Origin of the sequence: Bradyrhizobium sp. SZCCHNRI2009 (genome assembly GCF_032485115.1) — a bacterium.
GTDB lineage: Bacteria > Pseudomonadota > Alphaproteobacteria > Rhizobiales > Xanthobacteraceae > Bradyrhizobium.
Genome location: NZ_JAUEUH010000010.1, coordinates 156,045 through 173,272, shown reverse-complemented (window position 1 = coordinate 173,272; position 17,228 = coordinate 156,045). Strand labels below are relative to the sequence as shown.

Here is a 17,228-nt window from a genome sequence, read left to right as displayed (position 1 = left end):
GCCGGTCTCATGGGTCGCGCTGCTGTCGTCCATCCCGATGGCCTGACGCGCTGCCCCTGGCCGGGCAGCGATCCGCTCTATGTCGCCTATCACGACACCGAGTGGGGCGTGCCGGAATATGACGACCGCGCGCTGTTCGAGAAGCTGATCCTCGACGGCTTCCAGGCCGGGCTGTCGTGGATCACGATCCTGCGCAAGCGTGACAATTTCCGCCGCGCCTTCGATGATTTCCAGCCGGAGAAGATCGCGCGCTACGGCGACAAGAAGATCCACGCGCTGATGAACGATGCCGGCATCGTGCGCAACCGCGCCAAGATCGAAGGGACGATTCTCAGCGCGAAATCCTGGCTCGACATCAAGGACAAGGGTCCCGGCTTCTCCAAGCTGCTGTGGGACTTCATGGACGGCGCGCCCAAGGTCAACCAGTTCAAGACCACCGCGAGCGTGCCGGCCTCGACGCCGCTGTCGATCAAGATCTCGAAAGAGCTGGCCTCCCGCGGCTTCAAGTTCGTCGGTCCCACGATCGTCTACGCCTTCATGCAGGCGACCGGTATGGTCAACGACCATCTCGTCACCTGCTTCTGCCACGAGACCTGCAGCGGCAAGCGCCGCGCCCCGCGCCTCAAGCCTCCCAAATGACGACTGACAAGGCCCCGAGCGGGCACGACCGCGTCTGGCAGCGCATGCTGTCCGGCCGGCGGCTCAACCTCATCGATCCCTCGCCGCTCGATGTCGAGATCGCCGACATCGCCCATGGGCTCGCGCGTGTCGCGCGCTGGAATGGCCAGACCACCGGCGCGCACATCTTCTCGGTCGCGCAGCACACGCTGCTGGTCGAGACGGTGATGCGCGCGCGCAAGCCGAACATCGATGCGAAGCTGCGGCTCGCCGCGCTGCTGCACGATGCACCGGAATACGTCATCGGCGACATGATCTCGCCGTTCAAGGCGGTGCTCGGCGACGGCTACAAATCAGTCGAGAAGCGGCTGCTCGGGGCGATCCACATCCGCTTCGGGCTGCCGGCGGAGATTGCTCCGGAGATCGAGCGCCAGATCAAGGCGGCCGACCGCGGCGCCGCCTTTCTGGAGGCGACCCGGCTGGCCGGCTTCTCGGAAAGCGAGGCGAAGAAGCTGTTCGGTCGCGACCCCGGCCTGCCGGACGTCACCGTGACGGATTATCTGACGCCCTGGAGCGCGGCCAAGGCCGAGAAGCAGTTCCTGACCCGCTTCAACGCGGTGCTGGGGGCGTGCTGAGATGCCGCTGACGCCGGACGAGCGCCGCAACGAACGGCTGAAGCTGGCCGCCAACTGGGTCAACACGCTGGCGACGGCGATCGTCACTGCCGGGACGTTCGTGCCGCTTGCCCAGTTCGTCTATGGGGTGCTGCCGCCCAGCACCCCCGCGGGCCTGATCTACGGGTCGGGGGTCGTTTGCATTATCACCGGAGTGCTCATACATTTGCTCGGTCAGTGGATCCTGGGAGGTCTTCGATGACCACGCACCAGTTCGTTGCCCTGAGCTTTCCGCTCCTGACCGCCTTGGCCGTCGCCATCGTGGCCCTGTTCGTGCGCCGTCCCTGGTCCGAGAAACCGGTCGAGATCGCCCCCCAGAACCGTGAGCGGGTGCTCGATCATCTCGAGCGGCTCAACGCGGAGATCGAGGGCAAGGCCCATCTGGTCCGCCAGGAGTTGCGGCAGCTCAAGAACACGCGCTGAGGGCCGTCGGCGCACACATGCGCCAGCCCGACGGCTGACATCCAAAACGCGCTTTTGCCCTTGTGCCCCCATTCGTATAATCGGGCGTTCAAAGGCTCGCCATGATCCACGTCTGCTCACTCGCCGCCCTGCCCGAGACCGTGCGCCTGACCGGCGCCAGCCACGTGCTGACCATCATGGCCAATGTCGAGCAGGTGCGGCGACCGGAGACGATCCGCCCCGAGAACCATCTGCGGGTCTCGGTCGACGACATCACCGAGCAGCTTCCTGGCTTCATGGCGCCGAGCGAGGATCACGTCGCCCAGGTGCTGCAGTTCGTGCGCGGCTGGGATCGTGCGGCGCCGCTGGTGATCCACTGCTATGCCGGCATCAGCCGCTCCACCGCGAGCGCCTTCGCCGCGGCCTGCGCGCTCAACCCCAATCGCGACGAGCTCGATATCGCCTGGGCGATCCGCCAGGCCTCGCCGATCGCCTCGCCGAACCGGCTGATCGTCAGCCTGGCCGACAGGGCACTGGGCCGCCAGGGGCGCATGGTGCGCGCGCTGGACGCGATCGGGCCCGGCGCCATGATGGTCGACAGCGCGCCATTCCGGATCGATCTGGACTGAGTTGCGGCGCTGCGTAGCCGCGTACCGGTGCGCTTTGAACTTATGTTCCACGGTTTGACACAGAGGGAACGACGGCCATCGTGCGGCCCGCCGGAGCGGTTGGCCGATTCGCCGGGGTCCGCAAGGGCTCGCAGCTTCCCTCCACCCGTGACGCCTCCCGGCGGCATCGATTTCAGGATTCCCGCGTGATGTTCGATTGGCCCCTGGATTGGATCGCCCTGCTGGTGGCGTTCGCGGCGCTCGCCTTCGCGCGCCGGACCTCCGACCGATTGGCCGAGGTGCAGGCACGGCTGGCCAAGCTCGAGGCGGCACGCCCGATCGCGGCCGCGCCGGTGGTCGCGCCGCCGCTCAGCCCGCTTCAGGAGCCCGCTGAAGCCCCGCCAATGCCGCCCCCATTGCCGGAGGTGACCGAGGCTACCCTGCAGCCGGCGGCGATGGCGAGCGATGCAGCGGCCGAACAGCCGCCGCTCGCGTCGCCGCCACCCGTGCCGCAGCCCGCGGCCGGCTTCGAGGAGCGCATCGGCACCCGCTGGGTGGTGTGGATCGGCGGGCTGACCCTGGCGCTCGGCGGCTTCTTCATGGTGCGCTACTCGATCGAGGCCGGCCTCGTCGGCCCCGAGGTGCGCGTCGCGCTCGGCGCGCTGTTCGCCGCCGCGCTGCTCGCGGCCGGCGAATGGACACGGCGCAAGGAGAGCATCTCGCAGATCGCGGCGCTGCCGATCGCCAACATTCCGGCGATGCTCACCGCGGCCGGCACGGCGGTCGCCTTCGCCACCATCTATGCGGCCTACGCGCTGTACGACTTCCTGCCGCCCGCGATCGCCTTCGTGCTGCTCGGCATCGTCGCGCTGGGCACGCTGGCGGCTGCGCTGCTGCACGGCCCGGCGCTCGCCGGGCTCGGCATCGTCGCGGCGTTCACGACGCCGGTGCTGGTGTCGACCGGCGAGCCGAACTACTGGGCGCTGTACATCTACCTCGCCATCGTCACCGCCGCCGCGTTCGCGCTGGCACGCGTGCGGCTGTGGCGCTGGCTCGCGATGACCACGATCGGGCTGTCGTTCCTGTGGACCTTGCCCGGACTCGACGCGGGCGTCGAGACGGTGGCGCCGCATGTTTTCCACGTCGCGGTTGGTTTCGCGCTGGCCGCACTGATCGTGGTCTGCGGCTTCATGTTCGGACCCGCCGCCGAGAACGACGAGGTCGAGCCGATCTCATCCGTCGGCCTGGCGGTTTATCTGCTCGGCGCCATGCTGGTCGTGCTGGCGAGCTTCCATGACGGCCTGGCGCTGATCGGCTTCACGGTGCTGGTCGCGGCGACGCTGGCGGTCGCCTGGCGCGCGCCGAGCGCCGTCGGCGCGGTGGCCGCCGCCGCTGCGACCGTGTTCCTCGTGTTCGCCGAATGGGCGCTGCGCGACAATCCGGACCTGCTGGTGCTGCCCGGCGGCGCGCTGCCCGGGATGGGGCCGAACCCGCTCGGCGCGTCGGTCACGTCGCATCTGGTGACGGCCGCGATCTTCGCGCTGGGCTTCGGCGGCGCCGGCTTCCTGGCGCAGGGGCGCGCGCACAACGCCGTCGTGCCGGTGGTGTGGTCGGCGGCCGGCGTGTTCACGCCGCTGGCACTGCTGGTCGCGCTCTATGCGCGCATCGCCCATCTCGACCGCTCGATCCCGTTCGCGATCCTCGCCGTCGTGCTCGCCGCCGGCCTTGCCGTCGCCACCGAGGCGCTGACGCGGCGCGAGGAACGTCCCGGCCTCAGTGCCTCGATCGCGCTGTTCGCGACCGGCACGCTGGCCGCGCTGGCGCTGGCCCTGACCTTCGCGCTTGAGAAGGGCTGGCTGACGATCGCGCTGGCGCTGATGTCGCTCGGCACCGCCTGGATCTTCGAGAGCCGGCCGATCCCGTTCCTGCGCACGCTCGCGGCCGTCTTTGCCGGGCTCGTGGTGCTGCGCATCGGCCATGATCCGCGCATCGTCGGCGCCGATGTCGGCACCACGCCGATCTTCAACTGGCTGCTGTGGGGCTATGGCGTGCCGGCGGCGTCGTTCTGGGGCGCGAGCTATCTGATGCGCCGCCATGGCGACGACGCGCCGCTGCGCGCGGTGGAGGCCGCCGCGATCCTGTTCACGACCCTGCTCGCCTTCCTGGAGATCCGCCACGCCGTCAACGACGGCGACATGCTGGCGGTGCCGTCGCTCGCCGAAGTGGGACTCGACGTCTGCGTGGCCCTGGCGCTGGCGATCGGGCTGGAGCGGCTGCGGGAGCGCAGCGGCAGCATCGTGCACAACATCAGCGCCGTGATCCTCACCGGATTCGCCGGCGGCGCCACCGTGCTCGGCCTGCTGCTGTTCGAAAACCCGATGATCTCGGACGTCGCGATCAAGGGCGGCCTGCTCAACATCCTGATCCTGGCCTATGCGTTCCCGGCGGTACTGATGCTGCTGTTGTCCTACGCGGTCGCAGGCCACCGTCCGCCAGCCTATGGCAATACGCTGGCCGCGGGCGCACTGATCCTGGCGCTGTCCTATGTCAGCCTCGAGATCCGCCGGATCTATCACGGCCCCGATCTGACGGCAGGACCGACCAGCGCCGCCGAGCAGTACACCTATTCGATCGCCTGGCTCGCCTTCGGCGTGGTGCTGCTCGGGATCGGAATCATCGTGCAGTCGCAACGCGCCCGTCTGGCGTCCGCCATCGTGATCGCGCTGACGATCCTGAAGGCCTTCCTGATCGACATGTCGGCGCTGACCGGCGTGTGGCGCGCGCTGTCGTTCATCGGGCTCGGGCTGGTGCTGGTCGCGATCGGCTGGCTGTACCAGAAGGTGCTGTTCCGACGGCAGCAGCAGGCGCCGCCGGCTCAGCCGGCAGCGTAGCGCCATGTCGGATTAGGCCGCGCGCACCGACTCCAGGAACGACGCCACCTCACGCTTCAGCCGGTCGCTGTCCGAGGCCAGCGACTGCGCCGCGGCCAGCACGTGCGTGGAAGCCGTACCAGTCTCGGTCGCGCCGCGCTGCACGTCGACGACGTTCACGGAAACCTGCTGCGTGCCCTCCGATGCCTGCTGGACGTTGCGCGAGATCTCCTGCGTGGCGGCGCCCTGCTCCTCCACGGCCGCCGCGATCGCCGACGAGATTTCCGACAGCCGCTCGATGGTCGTGGAGATCGCCCGGATGGCGCCGACCGATTCCTGCGTCGCGGCCTGGATGCCGGACACCTGCTGGCCGATCTCGTCGGTCGCCTTGGCGGTCTGCTCGGCCAGCGCCTTCACCTCGGAGGCGACGACCGCGAAGCCGCGACCGGCTTCGCCGGCGCGCGCCGCCTCGATGGTCGCATTCAGCGCCAGCAGGTTGGTCTGGCCGGCGATCGTGTTGATCAGCTCGACCACGTCGCCGATGCGCGCCGCCGCCTTGCTCAGCTCGCTCACGCGATCATTGGTCATGCGCGCCTGGTCGACGGCCTCGGTGGCCATGCGGGCGGATTCCTGCACCTGGCGGCTGATCTCGGTGATCGACGACGATAGCTCCTCCGTCGCGGACGCGACCGACTGTACGTTGGTCGAAGCCTCCTCCGAAGCAGCCGCAACCGCGGTCGAGATCTCCTGCGAGCGCGTCGCGGTGGATGACAGCGCGCCGGCGGAATGCTCGAGCTCGGTCGAGGCCGACGACACCGTCTGCACGATCTCGCCGATCGTCGCCTCGAACTGGCGGGTGATGTTGTCGACGCGCCGGCCGCGTTCGATCTTGGCCTCGGCATCGTGGGCCGCGAGCTCGTCGGCCTCCTTCTTGGCGATCAGCGCCTCCTTGAACACCTGCAGCGTATCGGCCATGGCGCCGATCTCGGTCGGCTCGCCGCGATGCGTCACCTCCGCGCCGAGATCGCCCTTGGCGAGCTCCTGCATCGGCTTGATGATCGACGCAATGCCGGACGAGACGTTCTGCACGAGATAGAAACCGACGGCGACGCCGGCAATGACGGCCGCGGCAATGATCGACATCACCAGCCAGATCGCACGCGTGAAGCTCTCCGCGGCCTGCCGCGTCGCGTTGTCGGCACCCTTGTTGTTGAACTCGATGTCCTGGATGAAATACTTGTCGGCGTCGCGCGCGATCGCCGCGGCCGATTTTTCCAGCATTTCGGTGGCTTCGCGCGGGATCTTTCCGACGCTCTTGTTGGATTCGTCCATCACCTGCTTGACCGCGACGACGTACTTCTCCCAGGACTGCACCCAGTTGTTGTAGATCGCCCGTTCCTCGGCCGAGGTGATCATCGGCTCGTAGGTCTTGCGGTCCTTGTTGATCGTCTCGAGGATTCCGTTGACGCGCTTCTCCGCGCCCTGCTTGGCCTCGGCCGTCTCCGACATCACATGCGCGCGCAAGGCGATGCGCAGCAGATTGATGTCGGCGCGCAGCTCGCCGATCGCGCGCACGCTCGGCAGCCAATTGGTGGCGATGTCGACCGTGTTGGCATTGATCGACTGCATGCTGGTGACGGCGAGCACGCCGAGCCCGCACATGGTGACGAGCATGAAGGCGATGACCGATATGATCTTCGTACGGATGGACATCTTTGACACGGAGGACCCCAGCTGACTGCGTGGTTCGGCCGCGTTCTGCCAGCGCCAAAGACGGCCCGAAGATCCAAGTCTACGCTGCGCTGCGCGGTCGAGGTCAGAGGATCAGAGGGCTCCGAAAATTCCGAACCCGCATGTCGTCTCTGCCGACCTCATTGGGCGCGAAACAGGCTTATCAGAGGTTAATGCTGGAACCGTAAGATTACTGACAATGCCCATAAAATGATGGCGCCCAGGGATGACACGGTACCCTGAAACCGGCGGCCGATAAGCCTGGTCTCCCGATACCGCTAAAGGATCGCGTCGAAGCAAGACCTTTGGAGCGCGCACGGGGCAAAGGACGATTGCCGCCACGACCTGCGCCGGCAGGCGGCAGCAACCGGAAGACGCTGATCACCGCGCGGATGAATCCGGAGATGAGGTGGCCGGGCCAGGACCGACGTCCGGCAGCATCACAAGCGACTGAGCACGAGAGCGTGACGGAGATCGGCGGCGCCGGGGCACGACGCGGAGCCTAGGCCGAACTCCATCAATCCCGACTGACGTGCCCGAGGCGGACGCAGACTTCATCAAAAGGCGCCTGCGCGCAGAAGATTGCCGCCACGGCAAACCGGACTCGAATCCGACGGCCAGCGGCGCAATCCCCCCGGACAGCTAGACCTCAGCCGACCGCTTCGGACACCAGGCGAATCCGGAACACCGGCTGCTTGGCTTCGTCGAGCAGCTCCATCTGCCACTCGGCCCCCTGCTGCAACGACCTCGAGATCCCGCCGATCAGGTCGGAGCAGACAGCCGTCAGCTCGTTCCAGGCGGTTTCCCGGTTGGCGAACTCATAAGGCTGATCAGCCGCGCCAGAATAGCGGCCCTGGCTGATCCGGAAGAAATAAAGCGACATAACGACCCTTTCTCGTGGGCCACCCCCCTGGTTGCAAACTGCACACGAGTCGCTACCGAGGCATGAATTTGAGATTCCGTACGACTACGGCGCAATGACCACTAACGTGCGGTCAGCTTAAAATATTACTCTATGATAATAGGGAACCGGTTTTTCAATGATCGGTGAACTAACAACTAATCGGTCGAGCGACGCAGCTCCGGCGCCGCATCCGACTTCGCGTTATCGGATTTGGTAATTTCAGTCTTCGCGTTTTCGGCCTTCATGTTCTCAGTCTTGGAACTTTCCGCCTTGGCGGCCTTCGCAGCATCTGCCTTCAAGGGTTCCACCTTGCTGCGTTCCACCCGCGGGGTCTCGACCCGTGCCGCAACTTCGGTGTGGGAGCCGTCAGCCGCGGGTCCAGCAGCGCGTGCGGCGCGCGGCCGCGCCACGGCGCGCGCCATCAGCATGGTGGCTCCGCCCTGGTGCTGGAAGTCGCAATAGGCGAAGGCGCCGAGCCCGGAGACCGAACCGCGGAAGCTGCGATCGTCCTTCTTGTCGAGGTTGAAGCACGGTTCGAACGGCATGCCCTTGATGGCAGCGCAGACATTCTGGCCGCGAATCTGCAGGGTATTGCCCGGCAGGCGGATGTGACGCACCGGCCCCGAGCCGGAGAACTGCACCGCACCGGCGGCGCCCATGTCGTCGAGAATGCGGCCCGCGCCACGGGTGCCGTCGACGCAGGTGAAGGCGAACACCTTTCCGGCGACGAATTTGCGGGCCTCGTCGGCTGTCATCGAACCCGCCATCGCAGGAGCAATCACGGCACCGGCAGTCACGGTCCCCAGCAATATACGCGCGAGCATGCATCAAACTCCCACTTAACCCCACGCAGCGGGTAAGGCGGTATCTTTACCCCATGCTTACCATACCAACCATGGCAACAATGGAGCAGCATGGTTTGAAAAGTCTGAACGTCCTCAGGATATTCTTACCACCGTACGGCCGCGGACCTGGCCGGCGAGGATCTGCGGCCCCAGCGACGCCACCTGGTCCAAGGCGATTTCGTGAGTGATTTCAGCTAGTTTTGCGCGATCCAGATCGGTCGCGAGGCGCTGCCAAGCCGCCTTGCGCGCCGGCAGCGGGCACATCACCGAATCGACTCCGAGGAGGCACACGCCGCGCAAAATGAACGGCGCCACCGACGTTGGCAAATCCATGCCCGCAGCGAGGCCGCAGGCGGCGATGGCGCCGCCATATTTGGTCATCGCCAGCAGGTTGGCGAGCGTATTGGAGCCGACGCTGTCGATGCCGCCCGCCCAGCGCTCCTTCGCCAGCGGCTTGGCCGGTCCGGACAGCTCGTTGCGGTCGATGATCTCGGCGGCACCGAGCGACTTGAGATAGTCAGCCTCGGCCAAGCGGCCGGTCGAGGCGATCACATGGTAGCCGAGCTTGGCGAGCACAGCCGTCGCCACCGAGCCGACGCCGCCGGCCGCGCCCGTCACCACCACCGGCCCGCTCGCCGGCGTCAGCCCGTGCTTCTCCAGGGCGAGCACCGCAAGCATCGCGGTGAAGCCGGCGGTGCCGATCGCCATCGCGTCCCGGGCTGACAGCCCCTGCGGCAGGCCGACCAGCCAGTCGCCCTTGACCCGCGCCCTCTCGGCATAGGCGCCGAGATGGGTCTCGCCCATGCCCCAGCCGGTGCAGATCACGGCATCTCCCGGCTTCCAGTCGGGATGGCTGGACTGCTCGACCGTGCCGGCGAAATCGATCCCCGCGATCATCGGGAAGCGGCGCACCACCGGCGCCTTGCCGGTCAGCGCCAGCCCATCCTTGTAATTCAGCGCCGACCACTCGACCTTCACGGTGACGTCGCCGTCCATCAGTTCGGCTTCATCGAACTGCGTCAGCGTCGCGGTCGTTCCCTTGTCCGCCTTGTCGATCCGGATCGCCTTGAACGTTCCCACAGCCGCACTCCCTGCGCTTTCTTCGTCTCGCGCCATGTTTAGCCGATCGGATCGGCGGCGCAACTCAGGTCGCGGGCACGGCCCGCGCCACCGGCTTCTCGACGATCGGCAGGTTGATCAGCGCCGACAGCACGCCGAACAGGATGGAGAGCCACCAGATCGGGGTATATGAGCCATAGCGCTCGAACACGAGGCCGCCGAGCCAGACGCCGAGGAAGCCACCCACCTGGTGGCTGACGAAGGCGAAGCCATAGAGCGTGGCGAGCCAGCGGGTGCCGAACATGATCGCGACCAGCGACGAGGTCGGCGGCACCGTGGAGAGCCAGGCGAGCCCGGAAACCGCGCCGAAGGCGATCGCGGAAGCCGCCGTGACCGGGAACGAGATGAAGGCGAGCGTCGCCAGCGCACGGGTGAAATAGATGAAGGACAGGATGTAGCGCTTCGGCAGCCGGCTCTGCAGCCAGCCGACACTGAGCGAGCCGATGATGTTGAACAGGCCGATCGCCGCGATCACCCAGCCGCCAACCTGCGCCGAAAGGCCGCGATCGACCAGGAACGCCGGCAGGTGCACGGTGATGAAAGCGAGCTGGAAGCCGCAGGTGAAGAATCCGAGCACCAGCAGCACGTAGGAGCGGTGGCCGAACGCCTCCATCAGCGCGGTCGTGAACGACTGCTGCTCGGCCTCCGACGGCTTGGCCTCGGCTGCCGGCGGCGTCGCCACGGCGAGCGACAGCGGCACGATGAACAGCATCAGCGTTGCGAACACCATCAGCGCGCTCTGCCAGCCGAACTGGTCGATCAGCGCGACGCCGAACGGAGCGAACAGGAACTGGCCGAGCGAGCCGGCCGCGGTGCCCGCGCCGAGCGCGACGCCGCGGCGCTCCGGCGGCAGCAGCTTGCTGAAGGCCGACAGGATGAGATTGAACGAGCAGCCCGACAGGCCGAAGCCGACCAGCACGCCGGCGCCGATGTTCAGCGACAGCGGCGAGCTGGAATAGCGCATCATCAGCAGGCCGCCGGCATAGAGCAGCGCGCCGACACAGATGACGCGCATCACGCCGAAACGATCGGCGATCGCGCCGGCGAGCGGCTGACCGAGTCCCCACAACAGGTTCTGCACCGCCACCGCGAGGGCGAACACGTCGCGTCCCCAGGCGAATTCACGGCTCATCGGCTGCACGAAGAAGCCGAGGCTGGAGCGCGGACCGAAGCTCAGCAGCGCAATGGCGCAGCCGCACACGATGATGACCACCGGCGTGCGCCAGCCCTGATTGCGGGACACCATACCGAGATCGCCTGCCTGTACCGACATCAGTGTCCTCCCATGCCGCGGTCGCTGTCCGCCGCGCCTCTCCGGTTAATGCATTTGCATTGAACTCCCAAGCTCAAAAGCGGAACCCAGTCATGAAAAATTTCGATGCGGGGGCCAGCCATGAGCAGGTGTCATCCGAAGCGAGTTCCGGCACCGGAACTCGCTCATGCGTCTTTGTCCCCGCGCGAAAACGTCCTGATGCGCGAGTCGCAAACGACGATTCATCCTGTGCGGGAGCGACCTTCAGAACGGCCGCTATTTGTCGCCAAACACCGATAAACAGCGAAGGAAGTCTCTGAAGAAGAACTAACAGGTACCGCGGTACACATGCGCACGGAATGTGGAATTTGGACAGCACATGGACCACGATCAGATCGAGACATCCGGCCACGTCGTGATCGTCGGTGCCGGAGTTGCCGGACTGTTCTGCGCGCTGAAGCTCGCCCCGCAGCCGGTCACGTTGATCTCCGCGACCTCATTGGGTGAGGCCTCGTTCGGCACGACGATGCAGGCCGACATCGCGGCAGCGGTGTCATCCGGCGACAGCCCCGATACCCATGCCGCCGACATGATCGCTGCGGGTGGCGGCCTCGTCGACGCGACGGCGGCGCTGGCGCTCGCGCGCGATGCCTCGGCTGCAATCGAGGACCTGGTCCGTCTCGGCGTGGCATTCGATCGTGATCACGGCGGCAGGCTCGCGACGTCTCGTGCGGCTGCGCACGCCGCGCGACGGATTCTCAGCGTTCGCGGGGACTTCACCGGACAGGCGATCATCACCGCGCTGTCGCAAGCCGTGCGCGCGACGCCCTCGATCCGCATCATCGAGGGCCATGTCGCCGACGCGCTGCTGACGGAAGACGGCGCGGTGCGTGGCCTGCAACTGCGGCCGACCGATGACGACGCGGCCGCGCCGATGCTGATCGCCGCGCCGGCAATCGTGCTGGCCACCGGCGGCATCGGCCGGCTGTTCGCGGCGACCACGAATCCGCCGCACGCCACCGGCATCGGCCTCGCCATCGCTGCGCGCGCTGGCGCGGTGATTGCCGATCCGGAGTTCGTGCAGTTTCATCCGACCGCGATGATGGCCGGTCACGATCCGGCGCCGGTTGTGAGCGAGAGTCTGCGCGGCGCCGGCGCGATCCTGATCAACCGGCGCGGCCAGCGTTTCATGCTGCCGCGCCATCCGCTGGTCGATCTTGCCCCGCGCGACACGGTGGCCCGCGGCGTCATGGCCGAGATCATCGCTGGACGCGGCGCCTTTCTCGATGCGCGCGACGTGCTCGATGACGACGTCGCCGAGCGCTATCCGATGCTGCACCGGGCCTGCGTCGCCGCGGGGCTCGATCCGACCCGCCAGCCGATTCCAGTGGCGCCGGCGGCGCATTTCCACATGGGCGGGATCGCGGTCGACGCGCAGGGCCGCAGCTCGATCGAGGGGCTCTGGGCGGCAGGTGAAGTCGCCGCGACGGCAACGGATGGCGCCAACCACATCGCCGGCAACGCGCTGCTCGCGGCGCTGGTGTTCGCCCGGCGGATTGCCGACGACATCTCCGGCCGGACGTTGACCGCGTCCTCCACCCTGCAGCACGTTGCATTCGCCGATCCGGCCGGATCCTGCGCGGGCGCAGCGCAGGTGTCGCTGCGCGAGATGATGACGAGCCAGCTCGGTGTCATCCGCGACGAGGAGAGGCTCGCCGAGGCCATCGCCGCGATTGCCAGGATGGAGCGCGACGCCGGCAGCCCGAGGCTGCGCAACATGGCGAGCGCCGCGCTGCTGATCGCCACCGCGGCCTGGAGCCGGCGCGAGAGCCGCGGCGCGCATTGCCGCGCCGACTGCCCCGCGGAGAATCCGAGTTTCGCGCAGCGGACGATGACCACATTGGCCGCTGCCCGCGAGATCGCCGACGAGCTCGCGGCACGGCCGACGGCGCGGCAGTCGCGGCCATTGAGCGCGTAGCAAGAGCTGATCCGACTGCGTCACGACGGAGCTCGGCAGTCGCGTTTTCACCGTCATTCGTGATCACCGTCATTCCGGGTTCAGGGCCTGCGGCCTTGTCCCGGAATGACGGTGCTCATGACGAAGCAGCCATCGTCGTCCAATACAGATATTACGACTCGTTGTTATTTGCTGCCTCGCCGGTATTTGGGGGCAGGCACGATGTAATTAGTGCGTGCCGTGTCGGCCGCGTGCATCCATTGATCCGCGGGCGCTGGACGAACAAATCGGCCGTACCGTTGCGCTGGTGCTCGTAGTCATCACGCGCACGATCTGAGCGGCCCTCGCCAATGAGTTGGACGAGGCCTTTCGTCGATGCAGCTGCGACTCGCCGCACGGATCGAGCACATCCTCTACGCGCGCGACTAATTCGCATCGATCTGTGGGGATACGCCACATGCTCCTGCGCCATGGCTTCAGATCGTTCTCGGCCAGACGCCGCCGCACTATCTCGTGCGCCCCGGCGCCGACGGCATTTACCAGCACCAACTAAATGGCTGGACAGGTTCGCCATGATTTCGGCAAAAGAACCGCGGAACCTGTACAAATAAGAAAAAGAGATGGTCGAAATTTAGCGGTGCTCAAGTAGTAGCGCGCGTTTTGTCCGTCCTGCTGACGAGGAAATGGGAATTCACGGCTGCCAGATCGCCGATTCACCGCTTGGCATGGCCATAGATTCGGTCATCGGTCTCGCCGCCGGTTTGGAAGCCGAGACGCCGAGCAGAAAGGCGCCAAACGGTCCAGGGAGTGTTGCGGGGCGACGCGATGGCGCGTGTCCGCAGGAGTAGTTGAGGATGAGTTCCTTATTGCGGCGTAGCGGATCGCGGATCACCGTGGGTGATGCGCAGAGCGAACGTTGGCGCCCGGCAAAGCCTGCCGCTTTGTCCAACAGCCTCGCGCATGCGACGTCTGAGCCTGATGAGGATGCGGCCACCGATCTCTCCCGGCCGTGGTGGCAAACCGCTTCAGCGGTTGACGATGCGCCGATGCCAATGGCGCCAGCAGAAGCGGACCGATCCTGGCAGATCCCTTCACTCGATCCCGTCGTGATGCCTCCACCTCCGCCCGAACGGCTCGAATTCGATTCTGTTTTCCGGTTCGGTGCCGCAGCGGCCGCGCTTGCGTGCCTCGCGTTCTTTGCGGTGCGCATCATGCAGGCTCCGGACATTGAAACAGTTACGAAGTCTGAAGCGACCGCTTCATCGTCTCCCCGAAACCTCGGGACAGCGGGGAAATCGAAATCCGATGACGGCCAAGCATCGCTGGACGCCGCGGCGCACACGATCGGACGGGCCGATTCGATCTTGGCGTCGGTCCCGATCGTCAAGCCGGCTCCGGGCGGAGGCGAGACCCCGCAGTCAATTCCGCCGAAAGCATCTCGGACCATCGCGACCAGGAGCCCTGCACCGGCGGCCGCGTCTGCGCTGACCAAGAACGAGATCAGCGAAATGCTGAAGCGCGGACGCGATCTCATCGGCGCGGGCGACGTTGCGAGTGCCCGCCTGATCCTGGCGCATGTCGCGGAAGCGGACGCCGAAGCATCACTGACGCTGGCCGGCACCTATGACCCCGCGATCTTGTCCAACCTGAAAGCCGTTGGCGTCGCGCCCGATCCGGCCAAGGCCCGCGCCTGGTACGCGAGAGCCGCCGAACTCGGGTCACTCGAGGCTCGACGGCGGCTCGAGTGACCCGGGCTTCGAAACCGGGTGATCCAGCGCGGTCTCACGCCGGTCGCTGCGCAGGAATTGCGGCGGGGCGCGGACCGCCGGATCCTGGTCGATGGTGTCGTGCGGGCGACGCGCGTCCCCGCAAAGTGTTGTGTTGCGTGATGAGGTCCATGATGGGAATGTTTGATCGTCTGTTGCAATCGGCCTTGTCGTCGGCGCCCCGTGGTCCTTGGCTGCTTGGCGCGCCGGGTTCTCCGACCGTGGCGTTGCTCCTCGTGCTTGCCGCCGTGCCAGGCCTGGCGCGTGCTGCCGAGGGCGAGATCCGGATCGGCAATACGACGCCCTACAGCGGGCCGGCGGCCGCCTACGGCAGCGTGAGCAAGGTCATCTCCGCCTATTTCCAGAAGGTGAATGACGAGGGCGGGATCAGGGGCCGCAAGATCACCTACATCTCCTATGACGACGGCTATAATCCGCAGAAGACGATGGAGCTGACACGACGGCTGGTGGAGGAAGACAAGGTCGACGTCATCTTTGCGAGCGTTGGAACAGCGACCAGCGCGGCGGTGCGGCCTTATCTCAACGCGAACAGGATACCGCAATTGTTCGTCGGCTCCGGCGCCTCGATCTGGGATCAGCCTCGCGACTATCCTTGGACCATGGGAGCGCAACCCAGCTACCAGATTGAAGCTCATATTCACGCGCAATATCTGCTCGAGCAACATGCCGGTGGCGCGCGCATCGGTGTGCTTTATCAAGACGACGAGTTCGGCAAGGACTATCTGAAGGGTTTGAAGGACGGGCTCGGCGGCAAGCTGCCGATCGTCGCGGAAGCGGCTTACGCGGTCACCGATGCCGACATCAATCAGCAGATCGCGAAGCTGAAGACCGCCGGAGCCAACATCCTGGTCGACGTCAGCACCCCGAAATTCACGGTGCTCGCGATCCGCCGCCTCGCCGAGCTCGGCTGGAGACCCGAGCACATCATCCCCACGGTTTCGGATTCGGTTGCCACCGTGCTGCAGCCTGCAGGCCTGCAGAACGCGGAAGGACTGCTTTCCGCCACCATCCTGTACGAGGGCGGTGTGCAGGGCGGCGATCCCGGCTTCGCCGAGTGGTCCGCGTTCATGGATCGCTACGCGCCTGCAATCAGCAAGAACAACAGCTTGGGAATCGTGGGCTACGCTCTTGCCAACCTGATGGTTGCGGTCCTGCGCAATTGCGGCGACGACTTCTCCCGCGACAACATCATGAGGCAGGCGCGTTCCTTGAAGGGGACGCCAATTCCCATGTTGATTCCCGGGATCGTCGCCAATACCAGCGCCAGCGACCACGCGCCGATCGAGCAGATGCAGATGAAGCGTTTCGTCGATGGCCATTGGGAACGGTTCGGGCCGGTGCGCAGCGGAATCGACCCGGGTGCGGTCAGCGATTCCTTCAAGGCGATCTTCCGCTATGCGTCGGCCAAGCGGGACCTCGCGAGCCAGCTCAACGCCAATACGGTGAGCCTGATGACGGGCTCGTATGGCAGCACCTATTCCCAGATGGGCGCCGACGTCGCCTCGGTCCTCAATGACGGCATCAACCTGCGGGTCATGCCGGTCCTCGGCAGCGGCTCGGTTCAGGCGGTGGCCGACATCCTCATGCTCAAGGGCGTCGACGTGGGAATCGTGCGCAAGGACACGCTGTCCTATCTCGAACGCAAGGACTTCGCGAGCAACATCCGCAATCAGCTCGTCTACGTCACCAAGATGTTCAACGAGGAAATGCATGTTCTGGCGCCGCGATCGATCCGCACCATGCGGGAGCTCGACGGCAAGACCGTTGCGGTCGACCTGCCGGACGGCAGCACCTTCGTGACCGCGATCAACGTGTTCGAGCGGCTCGCGATCAAGCCGCATCTGCTCTATATCGAGCCGCGCATCGCGCTCGAAATGTTGCGCAAGGGGGAGATCGACGCGATGATTGCGGTCGACGGCAAGCCGGTGCCCTGGCTCAGCCAGATCACGGATGCCAATCTGCATCTCGTCCCGGTCGGCTACGACAAGACCTTGCGCGAGGATTACCTTCCATCCAAGCTCACCGCGGACGACTACCCCAACCTGATCTCCAATTCCGAGTCGGTGGAAACGATCGCAGCAGAGGCAATCCTGGCGTCGTATAATTGGCAGCCGGGAAGCGACCGCGATCGCCGGCTGTCGCTGCTGGTCGAGTCGCTGTTCTCGCGCATGTCGCAGCTGCAGCGGCCTCCCTTCCATCCGAAATGGCAGGAGATGGCGCCGCGCGCGCCGGTCGCCGGCTGGACCAGGTTCCGGGCCGCGCAGGAATGGCTCGATGGGACGACACGGATTCCGGCGGCCACTACGGCCACCGTTAGACCGTCGAAGCCGGTCGCGGCCGCCGCACCGTCCCCGCGCATTCCTGTCACGGCAAAGCCGGCGGCCGCAACGCCGCCGGACCAAGCGCGCCAGACCGAGTTGTATCGCCGCTTTCTCGAGTGGAATGCGACGCGTCGCTAGAT

General features: G+C 66.2%; 14 protein-coding genes. 9 read left to right on the top strand and 5 right to left on the bottom strand.

Annotation, left to right across the window (positions count from 1 at the left end; genetic code table 11):
- The first annotated feature begins 9 nt into the window (after positions 1–9).
- From QX041_RS29655 to QX041_RS29630, 6 genes are all read left to right on the top strand, one after another.
- Positions 10–639 (top strand): DNA-3-methyladenine glycosylase I, encoded by a 630-nt coding sequence (locus QX041_RS29655; protein ID WP_316167495.1) that lies wholly within the window; start codon positions 10–12, stop codon positions 637–639.
- Positions 636–1,253, top strand: a complete 618-nt coding sequence (locus tag QX041_RS29650) for an HD family hydrolase (protein WP_316167493.1) — start codon at positions 636–638, stop codon at positions 1,251–1,253. Before QX041_RS29655 ends, QX041_RS29650 begins: the two co-directional genes overlap by 4 nt.
- Before the next feature lies 1 nt (position 1,254).
- Entirely contained in the window at positions 1,255–1,494 is a 240-nt protein-coding gene (locus QX041_RS29645; protein ID WP_315717219.1) for a hypothetical protein, read from the top strand.
- On the top strand, positions 1,491–1,715 hold the full coding sequence (locus QX041_RS29640; RefSeq protein WP_315717220.1) for a hypothetical protein: 225 nt from the start codon (positions 1,491–1,493) through the stop codon (positions 1,713–1,715). Before QX041_RS29645 ends, QX041_RS29640 begins: the two co-directional genes overlap by 4 nt.
- A 101-nt stretch (positions 1,716–1,816) precedes the next feature.
- The gene (locus QX041_RS29635) at positions 1,817–2,323 is read left to right on the top strand and encodes a protein tyrosine phosphatase (RefSeq protein WP_315754022.1); all 507 of its coding nucleotides are present in this window, start codon (positions 1,817–1,819) and stop codon (positions 2,321–2,323) included.
- Positions 2,324–2,511: 188 nt separating this feature from the next.
- Positions 2,512–5,193, top strand: a complete 2,682-nt coding sequence (locus tag QX041_RS29630; RefSeq protein WP_316167490.1) for a DUF2339 domain-containing protein — start codon at positions 2,512–2,514, stop codon at positions 5,191–5,193.
- A 12-nt stretch (positions 5,194–5,205) separates the two neighbouring features.
- On the opposite strand, the gene QX041_RS29625 is transcribed toward QX041_RS29630, so the two are convergent.
- The 5 genes from QX041_RS29625 to QX041_RS29605 form a co-directional block, all read right to left on the bottom strand.
- Positions 5,206–6,894, bottom strand: a complete 1,689-nt coding sequence (locus QX041_RS29625) for a methyl-accepting chemotaxis protein (protein WP_316167488.1) — start codon at positions 6,892–6,894, stop codon at positions 5,206–5,208.
- Positions 6,895–7,552: 658 nt separating this feature from the next.
- The gene (locus QX041_RS29620) at positions 7,553–7,786 is read right to left on the bottom strand and encodes a DUF6894 family protein (protein WP_315717224.1); all 234 of its coding nucleotides are present in this window, start codon (positions 7,784–7,786) and stop codon (positions 7,553–7,555) included.
- Between the two features lie 176 nt (positions 7,787–7,962).
- Positions 7,963–8,631 (bottom strand): hypothetical protein, encoded by a 669-nt coding sequence (locus QX041_RS29615; RefSeq protein ID WP_315826955.1) that lies wholly within the window; start codon positions 8,629–8,631, stop codon positions 7,963–7,965.
- A gap of 114 nt (positions 8,632–8,745) precedes the next feature.
- On the bottom strand, positions 8,746–9,732 hold the full coding sequence (locus QX041_RS29610; protein WP_315717226.1) for an MDR family oxidoreductase: 987 nt from the start codon (positions 9,730–9,732) through the stop codon (positions 8,746–8,748).
- 64 nt (positions 9,733–9,796) lie between these two features.
- Positions 9,797–11,044 (bottom strand): MFS transporter, encoded by a 1,248-nt coding sequence (locus tag QX041_RS29605; protein ID WP_315826956.1) that lies wholly within the window; start codon positions 11,042–11,044, stop codon positions 9,797–9,799.
- Between the two features lie 358 nt (positions 11,045–11,402).
- Here QX041_RS29605 and QX041_RS29600 point away from each other — a divergent pair, with 358 nt between their 5' ends.
- The 3 genes from QX041_RS29600 to QX041_RS29590 all read left to right on the top strand — a co-directional run bounded on the left by QX041_RS29600 (position 11,403) and on the right by QX041_RS29590 (position 17,226).
- Positions 11,403–13,001, top strand: coding sequence for an L-aspartate oxidase (locus QX041_RS29600; RefSeq protein ID WP_315826957.1), 1,599 nt, complete (start codon positions 11,403–11,405; stop codon positions 12,999–13,001).
- 833 nt (positions 13,002–13,834) lie between these two features.
- Positions 13,835–14,728, top strand: a complete 894-nt coding sequence (locus tag QX041_RS29595) for a hypothetical protein (protein ID WP_316167486.1) — start codon at positions 13,835–13,837, stop codon at positions 14,726–14,728.
- A gap of 152 nt (positions 14,729–14,880) precedes the next feature.
- On the top strand, positions 14,881–17,226 hold the full coding sequence (locus QX041_RS29590; RefSeq protein WP_316167542.1) for an ABC transporter substrate-binding protein: 2,346 nt from the start codon (positions 14,881–14,883) through the stop codon (positions 17,224–17,226).
- Positions 17,227–17,228 lie beyond the last annotated feature (2 nt).